Here is a 16,347-nt window from a genome sequence, read left to right on the forward strand (position 1 = left end):
GAAATAATTTACATTATTGACGGTTTTAAGATTAAGCTGAGTATAAACACTGCAGTTGCATTATTTAGATGAGGTAGTATGGATTCTTTAACACAAGTTGCGTTAGGTAGCGCTGTAGGCTACGCGGTACTAGGCAATAAAGTAGGTAGAAAAGCCGTGGCGTGGGGCGCTATTTTAGGCACTTTACCCGATCTAGATGTATTTTTACCCTATGGCGGTAGTGTAGAGGCGTTTACCTATCATCGCGGTTTTAGCCATTCTTTATTTGTGCATTTATTAATAAGCCCGCTGATTGTGTGGCTAATATTAAAAATTCACACAGGCATGCAGGCTTATAAAGTTCGTTGGTTTTGGTTAGTGTTTTTATGTTTATCAACCCATGCACTATTGGATGCACTCACTGTGTACGGTACGCAATTAATGTGGCCACTTACAGAGCATCCGTTTGCGGTTTCAAATATGTTTATTATTGATCCCCTCTACACGTTACCACTATTAGTAGGGGTTATAAGCACTTTAATACCAAAAATAACCGCCCCGACCGCCTACAAAATTAACGCAATTACGCTCACAGTAAGTACTCTCTATTTATGTTGTTCGCTTATTCTTAAAGTTGTTATTGACGATAAAGTCAACACTGCGCTGCAAAACAGAGGCATCACAGTCAATGAATACATTAGCACACCAGCACCATTTACTACTTTGCTTTGGCGGGTGGTTGTGATGTCGGATGGGAAATATTATGAAGGCTATGCATCGGTGTTTGATACAGCCAACGAGGTTACCTTAAATGCATACCAAACAACCCCTTCTTTGCTAAACGAGATTAAAAATGAATGGGGTGTTAAACGCTTGCAGTGGTTTACAAAAGGGTTTTATTCCGTTCGCGAGCAGCAAGACAAAGTTATTCTCTCTGATTTACGCATGGGCATGGAGTGTGCCTATGTGTTTAATTTTGTTGTCGGTCAGAAAGATGGCTCAGCAATCAGTGTCGGTAATTTTGAAAAAATAAGTCAAAGACCCAACTTAAACAACTTACCTAAAATATGGGATAGAATTTGGCACCCCAATACCGTGTTAGCATCGCCATTCGCAAAAAACAATTGTGTAGAGCAATAATACCAACTATAACTGCCATCTTTTGGGTAAGCTCAACTCAATACCTTATTGAGTTTACCTCTATTTAGTTAGGGGTTATCGTATAATTGGGTTCTGTTTTTTCCGCGCTCTTTGGCTTCATATACCGCATTATCGGCTTGAGCAAATAAATCAGTAAACGTCGTTTTCGCACGACTTAAACTTACCCCAATACTGGCGGTTACTGGGCGATCACCTACTTTAATCTCAGCAATTAATAAATGCAGCCTTTGGCAAAATAACAAAGTATCTGCTTTATTTGTATCTGGCAGCATAATTAAAAACTCTTCACCGCCATAACGAGAAATAAGGTTGGTTTGTCGACCAAAATGTTTAAGACGTTGCCCCAACTCTTTTAAAACTCGATCCCCTTCTAAATGCCCAAAGGTATCATTAACGACTTTAAAATTATCAATATCGATAATTAATAATGCAACCGACTGCTTTAATCGCATAGCCTGTTCGAGTAACAGCACGCTGCGGCAATTCATCTCTCTTCTATTTAATAAGTTGGTTAACTCATCGGTAGACGCTAAAGATTGTAAGCGTTCAGTTTGCGCTTCTAACTTTTCCCGTGTTTTAATCAGCTCGTCGTAAAGCTTATCTCGCTGAGTCGCGTTAAAAAAGCTCCAGTATATATAGCTCTTTTCATTAAGCTGAGCATTAACGGTAACCGCCATACGCTCGCCTTGGGCGCTGAGCATAATTAACTGCATTTCTTGGCATTGCTTTTCGTGCAGTAAGGTAGGAAACACATAACTTTGTAAAAATATTTTTGATGATTTAGTTATAATTTTATCAACCGACTTGCCAATAAGCTCATTAGTATTCCACTGTAATTCCTTTTGAAAATAGGTATTTGCATAAACAATAATGTTATCTGCATTTGTCACTAATGCACCATTTAAAAAGTGATCTGCGGAATAATCAGCAAGTTTTTCATCTACTTTATTAAGTGACATGTGGCTAACTCACAAAATCAAAAATTAAACGTCTGACTGTTTCTGGGTGCGTCATATGTATACAGTGGCCATGCGCACTAATAACCTTAAGTGTTGCATTTGAAATTTCATTCGCTACAAACTCCCCAACAGAAGGCGCGGCTAAAGCATCATTTTCACTTTGTAAAATTAAAGTAGGCTGTTTTATATGTTCAAGTATAAAACGGTAGTCGGATAAAAACGTGGCTTCTGCAAAAGTTTTTGCAATAAGGGGATCGGTTGAGCAAAAACTTCCCGATAGTTCCGCTATAAATTCATCAGGATGAGAACTCCCCATAACCAAAGGCGCTAAGTAATTGGCCCAGCCAATGTAATTTTTATCCATTAGGTTAAGTAGTTCGTGCAAATCTTGTTTTTCAAATCCACCAAAATAATCAGGGGGTAAATTTAAAAAGCACGGTGAGGGGCACACCATAACCAGCTGAGTAAATAACTCTGGTTGCTCAATGGCAGCAAGTGCGCCAATGGTGCCACTAACCGAGTGGCCTATAAATGTAATATCGGTAAGTTCAAGTGCGGCACATATTTCTAGTACGTCTTTGGCATACCCATCAAGGGTTGAGTAGCGCTGTTTATTATATTTAGCCACATCAGAGTTACCTGAGCCTACATAATCAAACAGCACTAAAGTAAAATGTTGTTCAAGGGCAGGAATAATAAATCGCCACATATTTTGGTCACAGCCAAAGCCGTGAGCCAACACTAAGGTTTTATCACCCTTGCCAATTATTTTGACGTTGTTTCTTTTGCGTATTTCATTTAAGTGCGACATTAGAATGATCCTTTTCTTTGTTCACCTAATAAAAGGAGTGCATTTATTAAACATAGTGAGGCTACTGTTTATACAAATAAGTGTAACTCATTACAAAGCTTTATACATCAATTAGTTATATGAAAGATAATCAAGAGAAAAAGTACATACTATTGTCTTAAAAAAGTGTGATTTTATATTTTACTTAGGTATAAAAACACACACCTTTGTTAACATTAAATTACATCCTTGGCAGCCAGCATCATCTTAATAAAATGGCTATTACAACCAAACGGATTAGTTTTGGTGCTCATACTGCCCGCGATAAACTTCAAATACTTTTAATACGGTGTGTTGCTCTTTTGAAAGTGAATCAAACCAATCGTCAAATAACTCATCATCTTCTTGTTCGCTTAATGCTAAATAATGAGCAAGTAATTCAATGATATCGTTATGAGTACATGCGAGTGAGTCAACTTGTTTTGCCAATACACTATGATCGCGCTCCCTAAGAGTATCCATGACTCCTTGGTCGATTTGGTCTTGTTGTGCCTGAGCGTCACTCATAAAACTACCTCTATTAACGTTATTAAATTTTTATTATTTTTTTTTGCTGAGACTAGTTATAGCAGCCTAAATACTAATAGCTAGTACTTTTGATCTAAGTGCTTATTTTTTGACTGCTTTGTGCAAATACGCAGCAATTACGTAGCAATTACGCTGCGTTTAAGGCTATTTAAAATGATTTGCAAAGGGAAAATAAATACGTTAGATTAAATGATATACTATCACATAACATTAAAGGCATTTTATGAAGCCCAATATTCACCCTGATTACCATGTGGTTGCTTTTCATGATACTGCAGCTGATTCTTACTTTATTATTGGTTCAACCATTAAAACCAATCGCACTATCGAAATAGACGGTAATACATATCCCTATGTGCCTATTGATGTTTCATCTGACTCACACCCATTTTATACCGGAAAACAAAAAACACTTGCTACTGATGGCCGCGTTGCGCAATTTAATCGTCGCTTTAAAAACCTCTCTGCAGCTAAAAAGGAAAGCAAATGAAAGTATTAAGTTCATTAAAAAGTGCAAAACAACGACCAGGTTGTCAAATTGTAAAGCGCAAAGGGCGAGTATTCGTGATATGTAAAAACAACCCTAGATTTAAAGCCGTGCAGGGTATGAAGAAAAAATAGTGGGATAGATAATAATGCCGAGTTTATACTCGGCATTATTGTTAAAGGGTATTTACTTTACTTCAACAGAAAACTCAGGCACTGCCTGAATAACCTTTTTCACGGTACATGTATTTACAGCAGCAATAAGTGCTTTTTTATATTTATCGGGAAAACCTTCTGGCAACCCAATTTCGATTGAAAAAAGCTTCTTACCGTTTTCATCTACATTTTCGTTATTTTGTGTCAGTGTCATCCCTTCAGTCGAGATCTCTCTTTGCTGACAAAATTTGCGCGCATAAAAACCAGCGCACAACACCATGCTTACTAAAAAATAGTCAAACGGCTCTGGATGTTCTGCATCACCACCAGCGTTTATGCTTTGATCGCTTATAACTTCATGCTCACCAAACTTAGCACTTAATTTTTGACCGTCTAACATTGAAACTGAAATTTCCATTACTAATCCTTATTTTCCAAACAGTAATTCAAAAAAGCCTGGAGGCTCATGTAATTTATGATATTTTTTGCGTAAATTATCGATAGCTTTAAGTGGTATTTTTGCAGCTTCGAGTCCCTGCTCATTCGCTACTTTTTTGGCTAACTGGGCTTGAACAAGTACTTTATCGAGCCCTTGCACCGACTTCTCAGCTTCTTTATAAAATTTGGCTTTCTTACCTTGCTCTATCAATCCAATAAATTCATCGATAGCACCATTAAATTCTTTAAGGTGGGTTGCTTCAACACTTTGTTTATAAGCCAGCCCTATATTTTTCATGGTCTTTTCTAAATCACTTACGTCATTAGCGGCAACTGTTTGACTAAAGAGTAATACTATTAACAATAAAACTGCTTTCATTCATAAATCCTAAAAAAATTAATTGCTGCATACATGGTAAACTTACTAGGGTATTATATAGCATAACGCTTAGATGTCACCACGGAGCTAGTTAGCAAGATAAAAATCGAGCTTTATAAAATATATAGAGAAACATATGCCTTTGTTCAAATTACACCGCCTGATAACTTTTTCCTGCCTGCTATTCAGCAGTTACAGTATTAATGCCTTAGAGATCATATTCATCAATCCTGGCTTTTCAAATTCAACTGAAGCTAATAGCAATAAAACCGGTGATTTTTGGTTTCATGTTTCTAAAATTATGCAAAATGCTGCCACAGATTTAGATGTGACATTAACTATAAAATACGCCAATCGAAATCATATTTTAATGAAAGAGCTGATCCAGCAGGCCATTAACGATAAGCCTGATTACCTGTTATTGGTAAACGAAAAAAATGTCACCAGCCAATACCTATCTAAAATAAACAGTAACAATGTTCCCATTTATTTTTTATTAAATCGCCCTTCCCCTGCGTCTCTCGAGCAATTGCAAAAAAATGGCGTCAATGTGATCGGCAGTATTACCCCAAATAATCGCGTTGCAGGTAAATCATTGATGCAGCAGCTTTATAAAAAGTTTACCAATAAAACAACAACTAGCGCACATATATTGGCGTTATTAGGCGACTATGCAACGCCTGCTTCTATTATGCGCACTCAAGGGTTAATGGATTTTTTAACGCAAACACCGCAAGTCACCTTAACCGGTAAAGAGGTTGCCAATTGGTCTGAACAAGAAGGGTTTACAAAAACCTTGGCGTATGTGCAGCAAGCCCCTGAAATTAACATTATTTGGTGTGCGAATGACGCGATTGCGTTTGGCGCAAAAAGGGCATTAAAACAGCTAAACATACAATCACAGGTTATTGTGGGCGGTATTAACTGGGAGGTTCCACCTAATACTGGTTCAGAGCTTGATGTATCTATAGGAGGTCATGTTTTATTAGGGGCTCATGCAATTATAAACTTATTTGATAACCATACTGATTTAAAGCGTTGGCCACTTTTTCACAGCACTAATGATATTTTTCAGCCACTCAACGATACAAATAAGCCTTTATATAATGCAATTAATGCGAATAATCTAGCCGAAATAGACTTTTCGCAGTTTAGTAAAACCCGCCCAGACAAAGTTGAATTTACTATAGAAAACTTACTACTCGCGCTTGAGTAATGTAACTGTAAAGCCCCTTTACAGTTATATTGATTACTTTAAACGTCGTTATTTATGCTCTATTAGATAACCAGAGTGTTTGATACGGTGCTAATTGCATAGTTTTAAGCTCTTCATCCAGCACTGTTTTAGAGAGCAGCTCAACCCATTGCTGTGTATTTATTAAGTTCAAATCGGCTAAGGTTAAGCTTTGTGGCTGACTGCTAATATTATAAACACAAAAAATACTTTGCTGACGGTCAATGCTTTGTCGCCAAAATCCAAATAACCCCTCTCCTAAGTGCAAAGTAAATTGTGTGGCATTAGGATGGAATGCTGCTTGCCTTTTACGCACTGCTAATAACTGTTTTATTCCCTTAAACACCTGGTGGTGATGGCTGTATTTTTCTTCAATTGCCGCTAACAATTTTGATTCTTGCCAGCGATGACGATTAATTGCGCGATTGTGCTGCGAATTTTCAAAACGCTCATAGTCATTAGTTGTACCAAGTAAACTATGTATATATAGCCCTGGTATGCCTTCCATTGCAAACATAATGCCATGGGCACACAAAAAACGCTCAAGGCCATATTTATCTGCGCCGTTATGCGTACCTTGTAAGGCATCAAACAAAGCAATATTTAGCTCATAGGGGGTATGCGTGCCATCGTGGCTGGTGCGCATTGAAACACGCCCCCCAAATTGCATGGTCGTACTGACTAACGAAGCAACTTCACTCGGTTGTAATAACCCTTCAATTGGCCTTAAACCAATGCCATCATGAGAGGCTATAAAATTAAAATATGCGGTACCATTTTGTGCTGGCGGCATGCTCATCATCCAGTGCTTAAGCGCCGTACTATCACCGCTAAGTAAGGTATGCAATAACAACGGAGGCAAAGCAAAGTTATAAATTGCATGGGCTTCGTTGGCATTACCAAAGTACGATAGGTTTTCTTGATTAGGAATATTGGTTTCGGTAATAATCACCACACTGGGCTCAGCATGCTCAATCAGCGTTCGCAGTAAACGCACCACTTCGTGGGTTTGCGGTAAGTTTATACAACTGGTATTGAGTTGTTTCCATAAAAATGCCACGGCATCAAGGCGAAACAAGCGAATACCGTTATCTAAATAGTGGCGAATAATGCCGACAAACTCTTTTAACACCTCGGGATTTTCAAAATCAAAATCCACTTGATCATGACTAAATGTGCACCATACATGTTTTTCACCACTAGTTGTTGTTACCGTATTTAATAGTGGCGACGTACGAGGACGAACAACTTGGCTTAAATCGTCAGTTAAACTGGCTGTTTTAAAGTAATCTTTTCCGGGGTGTGTGTCGGTTAAAAAGTTTTCAAACCAAATACTTCGACTAGAGCAATGATTAATTACTAAGTCAGCCATTAACTTTACATCGTTGGCAATCGCATTTATGTCTTGCCAGTCGCCCAGCGCTTCATTAACGTGTGCATAGTTCATTACCGCAAACCCTTCATCTGAGCTATACGGATAAAAGGGTAAAATGTGCAGTGCATTAAGCTGATGATCGCACTGCTCTTTTATAAAGCGATGCAAGGTTTTTAACGGGGCTTCTAAGGGAGTCCCAACGGCTAACTCACTGTCTTCATGGTTTATTATCGAATCGCCATAGGCTATTAGCACAACATCTTGTTCATCCCAGCGGTTAGTGTGTGGCGTGGGATCGCGAAGTGGGTTATCACCTAGAATTAAGGTGATCAATTCTTCAGTCAATTCGCTTATTGCTATCGGTAATTCAACATCTTGATAAATAGCATATAAATGTTGTTCAACTCGTTGAAAAAACTGTTCTTTAACTATACTCACAGGCGCCTCGTTTAATGATGTTAACTGTATTGCTCGTTATCTAGCTCAACGGCTTCTTTTAAACGCTCAAGTACGTCTGGCATTGCCGAGGCCACACGGTTCCAACTTGGCACAAAGGGGGCTTCCATTGGGTTTTCTAAAAAGTGCTGACCGGCATTCATTATATTTTGCGCAAACATTTCAACGGCTTTTTCTTCTTGGTGAATATCAAGGGTTAAACCGTTCATTAGTGCATCATTGTGATAGGTTTCAATAAAATCTAAACCAATGCGGTAATAAGTCGCTTTTAATGAACGTATAGTTTCGCTGGTAAAGGTAACCCCCTGAGTCGCTAACTTTCTAAATAGTGCTTTGGTGATATCAATCGACATTTTAGAAAGGCCAGCGGTTTGGTCGTCGAGCGATAACGCCTGATGTTTATGATCGTAGTTGTCGGCAATATCAACTTGGCATAATCGGTTATGAGAATAATTACGATACATTTCACTTAATACGCCAATTTCTAACCCCCAGTCACTAGGAATACGAATATCGTTTAATACATCACGCCTAAACGAAAATTCACCGGCTAATGGGTAACGAAATGAATCCATGTATTCTAGGTAATCACGGCTGCCTAAAATGGTTTTAAACGAGCGCAATAACGGAGTAACTAGTAAACGCGATACTCGACCATTTATTTTTCCATTGGCGGTGCGCGGGTAAAAGCCTTTACAAAATTCATAGTTAAATCGAGGATGTGCAACAGGGTAAATTAATCGCGCTAATAAGCCTCGGTCATAAGTTAAAATATCGCAATCATGTAGTGCTATTGACTCAACCTCAGCAGTAGCGAGTTTATAGCCCATGCAGTACCACACATTACGGCCTTTACCTAGCTCGCGTGGCGCCACACCTAAGGCTTGAAGCTCTTTATCGAGCGCCTGCAAACGGGGGCCATCGTTCCACAACACTTTATGATTTTGATCGAGCGATTTAAAAAAGTTAAGTGCATAACGATATTGGCTTTCGTCGGCTCTGTCTAAGCCTATGGTAATTTGTGATAAATAAGGTACTTTTTGCAGCTCTTTAACAATATTTTGTAGCGCGGGGCCTTCTAACTCACTAAATAATGAGGGCAAAATAAGCCCCATGGGTCGCTGCTTACTAAAACTCAGCAACTCTTTTTCTAAATCGTCTACGGGTCTGTTGGCAATATTATGTAGTGTTGTAATAATGCCATTTTGATAAAAATCAGCCATGTAAACTATGCTCCTCAGAACTGGGTAAAATACTGTTAATACAAGGTAGTGCTGTAATTTCTTCAACCCAGCCTAGCGGTGCCGGCAATTGAGAATAGCGCGCTTTGTTATAGGTTAATTTAACTGGCTTTTTACTCTCTGGATTGGTAATGATGATGGCGATATCAGCCTCTTCTAGCATTTGCTTATCGTTTTCACTATCCCCTAGCGCAATAATGCTCAGCGCTTTAGTAAACTGCGTATTAAACTGCTGCACTAACCATTGCTGAGCCATGCTTTTATCGGTATTTTTTCCAATGTGAACAAAGCGCCCGCCTACTTTAACCTCGTAGCCATATACTGATAGCGCATTGATAAATTCATTTAGTTGCTGCTCATCGCCATGCCAGTAGAGCGGATCTGAGTATTGACGGATTTGTGCTTGCGTTGCTTGTAGCTGGTTTAATCCTGTCATTTTCATTACCTGCTCACTGGTAAGCTCACTAAACAAACTATATTGGTCGCCGTAGTCTTTTTTTAAGCGTTTTAAATCAGTCCATAAATTGCTAATGGGTGCAGCAAACGAGTAACACCAGTAGCCTTGGTATTCGCTGCAGCCAATTGGCCTGAGATTAAAATAATTTTTAGGAATATAAACAGCCGAGCCATTTTCAACAATGAAAGGCTGTGTAATATTAAGCGCTTGTTGCAGTGCCACTACTTCACTAAATGTTTTGCTGGTATTAAATACCACAGGTACACCGCTGTATTGCAGCTCTTGTAATAAGGTATCTACCGCATCGGTGTTGTAATCTCTGTGATTGAGTAATGTGCCATCTAAATCGGTAAAAATGATAGGTTGTACAATACTATCGCTTGTAAGCACCATCGCAGTTACATCTCGATTACTATCGAGCTCTATAAGTGCATTTGCTTTAGCACTAAGGGTGTTGAGGTTTTCACGCGTGATGCGTTCAAAATGAGAAATAAACCACAATAACTGCTCATCAGTCATAGTGCCTGCGCCCTGCCCTTGTTTGGCAATTAACTTGTGTTCTTGCTCTTGGCGCCACGCAAACACATCATCAAAACTCGGGGCTTTGAGCATAATTGTGTAATCGATTTTATCAAAAACGGTTTTATATTCATTGGCTAAACAGCTGTTAATACAGCGACGCCATAACCCTTGTTGATCGTATGATTTTTCTAGCTCGTTAATAGGCTCAACTAAAGTAAAAGGCTGCTGTGGTTCACTGGCTACACACCACCCTTCTAAAATAACAACATCGATCGGCTGACTATTAGTTAACCATTTGTTTTTTGCTACAGGTTCATCTTGTTGCTTATCAAAACGCGGCAGCGGTACATTTACTTCTGCATTTAATAAACGACTAATGGTGTTATCCATTAACGCAACATCGTGTGTACCCGGTACGCCTCGGGTGGCGAATAAACAATGCACATCTTGCGCTAACTGTTGGCGTTTTTGAGTTGATAAATAAAAGTCATCAATAGAAAGCGCAACACAGTTTAGGTGGGTATTTTGGCTAAACCAAGTTACTAAATAATCACCAAGTGTGGTTTTTCCTGAGCCTTGGCAGCCATTAATTGCGACAAATATAGGGGCTGTTTTTTTACTGGTTAGAATGTCCTGCGCAATAGCAGAAAAATACTGCTCGCTAATATACTGATATTTCAACGGCAGTTGGTGTTTTACTAAAAAAGCATTTATATCCACACTCTTGGTCTCCATATAACAATCCCTGAGTCAACTATAGGGTATGACTAAGGAAATGCAGTTACTAGACCAATATTATTTATTGTTACTTTTTAGTAGGTTAAAAAAAAAGCGCATTTAAAATGCGCTTTTTTGGTGCAATATTTTTAACCACAGTGCAAACTTAACTCTGGTTGCTCTGTGCTTTGGGTAATACTAAGTTTAATACTATGCCTAAAATAGCACATAAGCTCACACCTTCTAGGCTGAACTCACTACTACCTATGTACATACCACCAATACCACAAATTAAAATAAGTGCCACAATACTTAAATTGCGCGGCTCACTTAAGTCATCGCCCGATTTAACTAAGGTGTTTAAACCAATAACCGCAATAGAGCCAAATAATAAAATCATTATTCCGCCCATTACTGGCACCGGAATGGTTTGCAAACTAGCGCCCATTTTAGCAACAAATGCTAAGCAAATTGCGATAATGGCAGTCCACATCATTACTTTAGGGTTAAAGTTTTTAGTGAGCATTACCGCACCGGTTACCTCTGAGTAAGTGGTATTAGGTGGGCCGCCAAATAAGGATGCGGCAGACGTGGCTAAACCATCACCAAATAAAGTGCGATGGAGCCCTGGTTTTTTCAAATAGTCTTTTTTTGTGACTTGGCTAATTGCCATCATATCGCCAATGTGTTCAATAGCAGGCGCAATTGCCACCGGCACCATAAATAATATGGCTTGCCATTTAAACTCTGGTAACACAAAGTTTGGCACAGCTAACCACTGTGCATTACTTACGGCTTCAAATTGCACTATACCCATAAATAACGATAGCGTGTAACCGGCAACAACACCGGCTAAAATAGGTATTAATTTAAATACCCCTTTACCCCACACGGCAAACACTAAAGTCACGAGCAATGAGAACATAGAGATAATAATAGCGCTGTCGTAGGCAATGATTTGTGTGCCACCATCGCCACTTTTACCCATCGCCATATTAACCGCCGCAGGCGCAAGCGCTAGACCAATCACCATAATCACTGGGCCTACCACAATTGGCGGCAAAATTTTATGTAAGGTTTTTGTGCCTTTAAACTTCACCAATAAACTTAATAGCATATAAGTAAAGCCCGCCGCCATTAAACCACCCATAGTGGCGGGTATGCCCCACATTTGCACTGAGGCAATAATGGGTGCAATAAACGCAAATGACGAAGCTAAAAAAATAGGCACTTGGCCTTTAGTCACAAATTGAAACAACAAAGTACCTAAACCAGCGGTAAACAAGGCTACGCTAGGATCTAGGCCAGTTAATATTGGCACTAATACCAACGCACCGAATGCAACAAACAGCATTTGGGCACCGGTTAAAATGGTTTTTATAGAAAATGTAGAATTATTTTGCACTGCTAAACCTTAGTAAACCGTACCGAAAATTTTGTCACCTGCATCGCCAAGCCCTGGGATGATGTAACCTTTTTCATTTAAATGGCTATCAACTGAGGCAGTAAAAATCTCAATATCAGGGTGAGCGGCTAATGTTTTTTCAACGCCCTCAGGTGCAGCAACCAGTACGATTACTTTAATTTCTTTACAGCCCGCTTTTTTAAGCATATCAATGGTGGCGATCATAGAACCACCAGTAGCCAGCATTGGGTCAATCACTAAGCTTAAACGCTCATCAATATTACCCACTAGTTTTTCAAAGTAGGGTACTGGCTCAAGCGTTTCTTCATTACGCTCTAAACCCACTACACTCACTTTAGCCGCTGGGAGTAACGACATTACGCCGTCCATCATACCAAGGCCCGCACGTAAAATTGGCACCACGGTAATTTTTTTACCCTTAATGTGCTCAACTTTAAGTTTATTGCCGTCCCAGCCTGTAATTTCGTTATCTTCTAATTCTAGATTTTTAGTGGCTTCGTAAGTTAATAATGTGCCCACTTCTGAACACAACTCGCGAAAACTTTTCGTGCTAATTCCATGCGCGCGCATTAAACCTAACTTATGTTGAACAAGGGGATGAGAAATAACGTGAATAGCCATAGTAATAAACCTAGTGATAAAAAATTTGACGTATTTTATATTAAAACAGGCCGTTTGACTGTTAATTTTAGTCTTGATTTCATAGTTCGTGCCAAAATATTTAATTTAGCCACAACTATAAAGATTTTTGTGTTTATGAGTTGTTACTCGCTAACCAATTATTTACCTGATCATGCATGTAGCTGTTAACCTTTTTGTGTTCTGGGCTCCACCCAAGTAAAAACCGATAAAAGTCTGCCCATGCCACTGGCCATAAATGAGCCCATTGTGTAACAACATCATCAGCATTAATGTGTGGTTGATAGTCACTCAGAGCTTGCTTCAATTGGCTAAAATAATAATCAAGGTAGCTCTGTGCGTGTTTATGAAGCTCAGAATCATCCATACAGCTGGTCATAAAATACATTACATCAATCACCCCAACACCCGCACCCACATATTGAAAATCGTAACCGAGAATATGCCCTTGGCTATTAGCGGCAAAGTTAGCAAGCTTGGCATCACCATGAATTAACGTTTTATAATTACATTGCTTTAACGCATTATTTAATTGATTAGCAGCCTGTTTAATATCGGACTTTTCAGGTAAGTTATTAAATTCATCAGGGCGTGTATCCAAATGCCAATAACTTCCTTGCGGCCATAAACCATCAAATTTTGTATTTAAATGAAAGGCATGAAAATGTGCCAACCACATTAAAATCGCTTTTATATTCTCGCTAGATGCTTGGATATAACCCTGCTTTGAAAAATCTTTAAACACCAAGGCAAACTCATCGCCTTTGTTGATTGCTTTAATGCATTCAATAGCTGCCGCTTGCTTGGGCAGTTTATGACTAAATTGCTGATAAAATGTATATTCAACGTGGTAAGAGCCACGTTTCCTGTTAAGCGCAAACGCACTTTGTTTAATTTTAGAATGATTAATGTGATCGGGTACTTTAATCGCTTTAATCACACAGGCTTGCTCATCAAGTTGGCACTTCACAATTTGACCACAGCCACTCCAAAGTGAAGTTAGGGTTTCGCCAATGGCTATACGCTCAAAATGCGGGATAAGTAACGGAAGATAAAAAGACATAGCCATATTAGGTTGCTAAATTTTAGTTAGTTTAACATTAGACGGTGTTTTTAATAAAAGGTCTTAATAAAAAAAGCCCTGCGCGCACAACATGAAATACAGTGTTAATATCGCGTATCAGCCAACTGACTTGACGCTTTCTTGCAATTGCCATGACACACACTGCTCATTACTTATACTTCTTAAGGCATAGTTTGAAGCCATTGAAAGTAAGAAATTTAAGGTGGGTTTCTGCATAACTTGTACATGGTCTCCTTGGAAACTTAACGCTGCCTTAAGGTGCGACAAACATAGCGTCCCATACTGTGAGCGAAGCGAAACCGGCACGCGTTTGGAGTCACTCTTAAACGCTTTGTTAGCTGCGTTTCAAAATTGGTAATACTTCTGCCGTTTCAGTATCTAGCATTTCTAAAACACTTTCAAAACCATGTATAGGTGACCAACCTAATTTCTCACGTGCGAACGATGAATCATATACGCGATCTAAGCTTTGAGGTAATTGCCAGCCTCTTTGTTTAAATGCTAGAGCGATTTCTGGGCACTTACGTTTGATAACCTCTCCAGCTTCAGCATATAGAGCTTCGCAATCAGAAAAATGAAAAGGTGTTGCACCTGAGATGATAAAGCGATTAAAACCGTTTAAGCGTTTTTCCACTGCACATAAATGAGCATTTGCTACATCGCGAGCATCAATGCCACGAGTCAGACGAAATACTGCCATTAAATCCGCTGGCTCAGGAAAGCATCTCGACATTTGCAGCACAGTCACGGGAAGCTGAAACAGATTTGAAATTTCTTTTAGCTTAGTTTCAGCAGCAATTTTACTTTTATGATAAATCGACTTGGGTTGTGGAGTAACTTCCTCATCAATCCAACCTGTAATGTTTTTAGGTGTCGAAGCATAACCGTACAACGCAGTTGTACTGGTAAAAATAAAGTGTTTAACACCTGCTTTTACACCAGCCAAAGCCAGTTTTTCAGTCGCGTCTACGTTGATAGATTGAAACTCTAAATCAGGTACTAAACCAACATGAGGAGCATGAAGAGCCGCTGTATGAACGATGACATCAATATTTTCAAGAACCCCATCAATCAGGGCACTGTCACGGATATCACCAATGTAATCGGCTGTTGAGCAAGGTGTTTTATCAATGCCAACTACGTCATGTGTACGCATTAATTTAATATAGATCGCACGCCCGACCCTACCCGCAGAGCCTGTTACCAAAATTCTCATTCCGACACCTTACTAACAATATCATACGATGACACCCATCTTAACGACCTATTGAACCTGTGTCACAAAATTCACTATTAAGCTCTGCATTTAGTTTCTTGCAACTTTAAAAGGCTGGTTTCAGCTTTAAATAAGTAAATATCGTTGTAAAACTTAAATGACAGACATGGAAATACCTGCTCTATACAGTAAGTTTACGTATTTGATTGATTAAGCTTTATGCGAGTAATTTTTCGCAGTTACTCATGTTTGCTCGCCGCTTTCTCCCTAGATTTTCACAATAGCTTTCATGTGAAGAAGATCTACCGACTGCACCATGAAACACACGCGTAAATTGTGTCGTCAATTTCAGCCAGTTCTCAGGGCTAATATTGACTCGCTCTAGTAAAGGAAGGTATATATTGTCAATGTGTCCCTGCTTGTCTTCTCTTATAACACGGCCTGTTAATTCAACGAGTTCAAGGTAGGATTTAAGTTCAAAAGGTAGGCCTTTTGGCATGATTTGGCGTGGTAATCCTGCAAAACGTAATAAACTTTTAGGCTGCTTGCCTGTTGCTGCACTTTCTAATCGCTTTTTCACGCTGGTATGATTTGATTCTTCGGGGATGCTGGCTACCTTTGCTCTAATTGGATTTAAATCTACATACGCCATGCAAGCAGCTAGTGCGGCTTCATCTAGCAAGGCCTGTGATTTAAAGCGCCCTTCCCAGAATCGACCAGTGCAGTTGTCTTCTTTATTCGCTTTGCGCGCAATATCTTCATTTAACAAGCGCATAAACCAACTGATGCTAGATAGCCGCTCTCGGTATTGTTTTACTGTTTGATTGAAAAAGATAAGCTCTGCTTTAGTGAGTTTTTCACCTTGCAGGTATTTTTGCGTTAATAACGTGCCTTTACACACTTTATGCCAACGAATAATAATGGCTTTGTCATTTAGCCTATTGGCCTTTTTATCATCTACATATAATACTAAATGAGTGTGATTACTCATCACAGCATAAGCACACACATCTATGCAAAATACTTTTGCTAAGGCAAGTAGCC

General features: G+C 39.2%; 17 protein-coding genes. 4 read left to right on the top strand and 13 right to left on the bottom strand.

Annotated elements, in window-relative coordinates; translation table 11 throughout:
• The first annotated feature begins 78 nt into the window (after positions 1 to 78).
• The gene (locus MTN97_RS10895; RefSeq protein WP_248474384.1) at positions 79 to 1,119 is read left to right on the top strand and encodes a metal-dependent hydrolase; all 1,041 of its coding nucleotides are present in this window, start codon (positions 79 to 81) and stop codon (positions 1,117 to 1,119) included.
• 68 nt (positions 1,120 to 1,187) lie between these two features.
• Here MTN97_RS10895 and MTN97_RS10900 read toward each other — a convergent pair whose 3' ends face one another.
• The 3 genes from MTN97_RS10900 to MTN97_RS10910 form a co-directional block, all read right to left on the bottom strand.
• Positions 1,188 to 2,099, bottom strand: a complete 912-nt coding sequence (locus MTN97_RS10900; protein WP_248474385.1) for a diguanylate cyclase — start codon at positions 2,097 to 2,099, stop codon at positions 1,188 to 1,190.
• A 4-nt stretch (positions 2,100 to 2,103) separates the two neighbouring features.
• Entirely contained in the window at positions 2,104 to 2,910 is an 807-nt protein-coding gene (locus MTN97_RS10905) for an alpha/beta fold hydrolase (protein ID WP_248474386.1), read from the bottom strand.
• A gap of 276 nt (positions 2,911 to 3,186) precedes the next feature.
• Positions 3,187 to 3,456: a hypothetical protein gene (locus MTN97_RS10910; protein ID WP_248474387.1), complete on the bottom strand. Its 270-nt coding sequence runs from the start codon at positions 3,454 to 3,456 to the stop codon at positions 3,187 to 3,189.
• A gap of 244 nt (positions 3,457 to 3,700) precedes the next feature.
• On the opposite strand from MTN97_RS10910, the gene MTN97_RS10915 reads away from it, so the two are divergent.
• Positions 3,701 to 3,967 (top strand): type B 50S ribosomal protein L31, encoded by a 267-nt coding sequence (locus MTN97_RS10915; RefSeq protein ID WP_248474388.1) that lies wholly within the window; start codon positions 3,701 to 3,703, stop codon positions 3,965 to 3,967.
• Positions 3,964 to 4,098, top strand: coding sequence for a type B 50S ribosomal protein L36 (ykgO, locus tag MTN97_RS10920; protein WP_002958669.1), 135 nt, complete (start codon positions 3,964 to 3,966; stop codon positions 4,096 to 4,098). The genes MTN97_RS10915 and ykgO overlap by 4 nt, the downstream gene beginning before the upstream one ends.
• Before the next feature lie 52 nt (positions 4,099 to 4,150).
• Here ykgO and MTN97_RS10925 read toward each other — a convergent pair whose 3' ends face one another.
• Both MTN97_RS10925 and MTN97_RS10930 read right to left on the bottom strand, forming a co-directional pair.
• The gene (locus MTN97_RS10925; protein WP_248474389.1) at positions 4,151 to 4,537 is read right to left on the bottom strand and encodes an OsmC family protein; all 387 of its coding nucleotides are present in this window, start codon (positions 4,535 to 4,537) and stop codon (positions 4,151 to 4,153) included.
• Positions 4,538 to 4,546: 9 nt separating this feature from the next.
• A complete protein-coding gene (locus MTN97_RS10930) occupies positions 4,547 to 4,936 on the bottom strand; it encodes a cytochrome b562 (protein ID WP_248474390.1) in 390 nt (129 codons plus the stop codon).
• Between the two features lie 136 nt (positions 4,937 to 5,072).
• Here MTN97_RS10930 and MTN97_RS10935 point away from each other — a divergent pair, with 136 nt between their 5' ends.
• On the top strand, positions 5,073 to 6,152 hold the full coding sequence (locus MTN97_RS10935; RefSeq protein WP_248474391.1) for an ABC transporter substrate-binding protein: 1,080 nt from the start codon (positions 5,073 to 5,075) through the stop codon (positions 6,150 to 6,152).
• A 52-nt stretch (positions 6,153 to 6,204) separates the two neighbouring features.
• On the opposite strand, the gene MTN97_RS10940 is transcribed toward MTN97_RS10935, so the two are convergent.
• The 8 genes from MTN97_RS10940 to MTN97_RS10975 all read right to left on the bottom strand — a co-directional run.
• Complete coding sequence (locus tag MTN97_RS10940; protein WP_248474392.1) at positions 6,205 to 7,983, bottom strand: alpha-amylase family glycosyl hydrolase; 1,779 nt, start codon at positions 7,981 to 7,983, stop codon at positions 6,205 to 6,207.
• Positions 7,984 to 8,003: 20 nt separating this feature from the next.
• A complete protein-coding gene (locus tag MTN97_RS10945) occupies positions 8,004 to 9,224 on the bottom strand; it encodes a glycosyl transferase (protein WP_036983932.1) in 1,221 nt (406 codons plus the stop codon).
• A complete protein-coding gene (locus MTN97_RS10950; protein WP_248474393.1) occupies positions 9,217 to 10,956 on the bottom strand; it encodes an HAD-IIB family hydrolase in 1,740 nt (579 codons plus the stop codon). The genes MTN97_RS10945 and MTN97_RS10950 overlap by 8 nt, the downstream gene beginning before the upstream one ends.
• 148 nt (positions 10,957 to 11,104) lie before the next feature.
• Entirely contained in the window at positions 11,105 to 12,343 is a 1,239-nt protein-coding gene (locus tag MTN97_RS10955; RefSeq protein ID WP_055011979.1) for a uracil-xanthine permease family protein, read from the bottom strand.
• A gap of 9 nt (positions 12,344 to 12,352) precedes the next feature.
• A complete protein-coding gene (gene upp, locus MTN97_RS10960; protein WP_008466150.1) occupies positions 12,353 to 12,985 on the bottom strand; it encodes a uracil phosphoribosyltransferase in 633 nt (210 codons plus the stop codon).
• Positions 12,986 to 13,118: 133 nt separating this feature from the next.
• Positions 13,119 to 13,682 (bottom strand): oxidoreductase family protein, encoded by a 564-nt coding sequence (locus MTN97_RS18140; protein ID WP_409418112.1) that lies wholly within the window; start codon positions 13,680 to 13,682, stop codon positions 13,119 to 13,121.
• A gap of 739 nt (positions 13,683 to 14,421) precedes the next feature.
• Positions 14,422 to 15,303 carry an NAD-dependent epimerase/dehydratase family protein gene (locus MTN97_RS10970; protein WP_248474394.1) on the bottom strand — a complete coding sequence of 294 codons (882 nt, stop codon included), beginning with the start codon at positions 15,301 to 15,303 and terminating at the stop codon, positions 14,422 to 14,424.
• Between the two features lie 217 nt (positions 15,304 to 15,520).
• Positions 15,521 to 16,347, bottom strand: an 827-nt coding sequence (locus MTN97_RS10975; RefSeq protein WP_248474395.1) for a transposase, incomplete at its 5' end; no start/stop codon positions are given.

Source organism: Pseudoalteromonas sp. 2CM36K, assembly GCF_023161865.1.
GTDB classification, from domain to species: Bacteria; Pseudomonadota; Gammaproteobacteria; order Enterobacterales; family Alteromonadaceae; genus Pseudoalteromonas; species Pseudoalteromonas tetraodonis.

What these genes read in the sequence shown, in the direction of transcription:
- MTN97_RS10895 (WP_248474384.1), top strand. Translation starts at nt 79, where the DNA reads ATGGATTCTTTAACACAAGTTGCGTTAGGTAGCGCTGTAGGCTACGCG.
- MTN97_RS10900 (WP_248474385.1), bottom strand. Translation starts at nt 2,099, where the DNA reads ATGTCACTTAATAAAGTAGATGAAAAACTTGCTGATTATTCCGCAGAT.
- MTN97_RS10905 (WP_248474386.1), bottom strand. Translation starts at nt 2,910, where the DNA reads ATGTCGCACTTAAATGAAATACGCAAAAGAAACAACGTCAAAATAATT.
- MTN97_RS10910 (WP_248474387.1), bottom strand. Translation starts at nt 3,456, where the DNA reads ATGAGTGACGCTCAGGCACAACAAGACCAAATCGACCAAGGAGTCATG.
- MTN97_RS10915 (WP_248474388.1), top strand. Translation starts at nt 3,701, where the DNA reads ATGAAGCCCAATATTCACCCTGATTACCATGTGGTTGCTTTTCATGAT.
- ykgO (WP_002958669.1), top strand. Translation starts at nt 3,964, where the DNA reads ATGAAAGTATTAAGTTCATTAAAAAGTGCAAAACAACGACCAGGTTGT.
- MTN97_RS10925 (WP_248474389.1), bottom strand. Translation starts at nt 4,537, where the DNA reads ATGGAAATTTCAGTTTCAATGTTAGACGGTCAAAAATTAAGTGCTAAG.
- MTN97_RS10930 (WP_248474390.1), bottom strand. Translation starts at nt 4,936, where the DNA reads ATGAAAGCAGTTTTATTGTTAATAGTATTACTCTTTAGTCAAACAGTT.
- MTN97_RS10935 (WP_248474391.1), top strand. Translation starts at nt 5,073, where the DNA reads ATGCCTTTGTTCAAATTACACCGCCTGATAACTTTTTCCTGCCTGCTA.
- MTN97_RS10945 (WP_036983932.1), bottom strand. Translation starts at nt 9,224, where the DNA reads ATGGCTGATTTTTATCAAAATGGCATTATTACAACACTACATAATATT.
- MTN97_RS10950 (WP_248474393.1), bottom strand. Translation starts at nt 10,956, where the DNA reads ATGGAGACCAAGAGTGTGGATATAAATGCTTTTTTAGTAAAACACCAA.
- upp (WP_008466150.1), bottom strand. Translation starts at nt 12,985, where the DNA reads ATGGCTATTCACGTTATTTCTCATCCCCTTGTTCAACATAAGTTAGGT.
- MTN97_RS18140 (WP_409418112.1), bottom strand. Translation starts at nt 13,682, where the DNA reads ATGTGGTTGGCACATTTTCATGCCTTTCATTTAAATACAAAATTTGAT.
- MTN97_RS10970 (WP_248474394.1), bottom strand. Translation starts at nt 15,303, where the DNA reads ATGAGAATTTTGGTAACAGGCTCTGCGGGTAGGGTCGGGCGTGCGATC.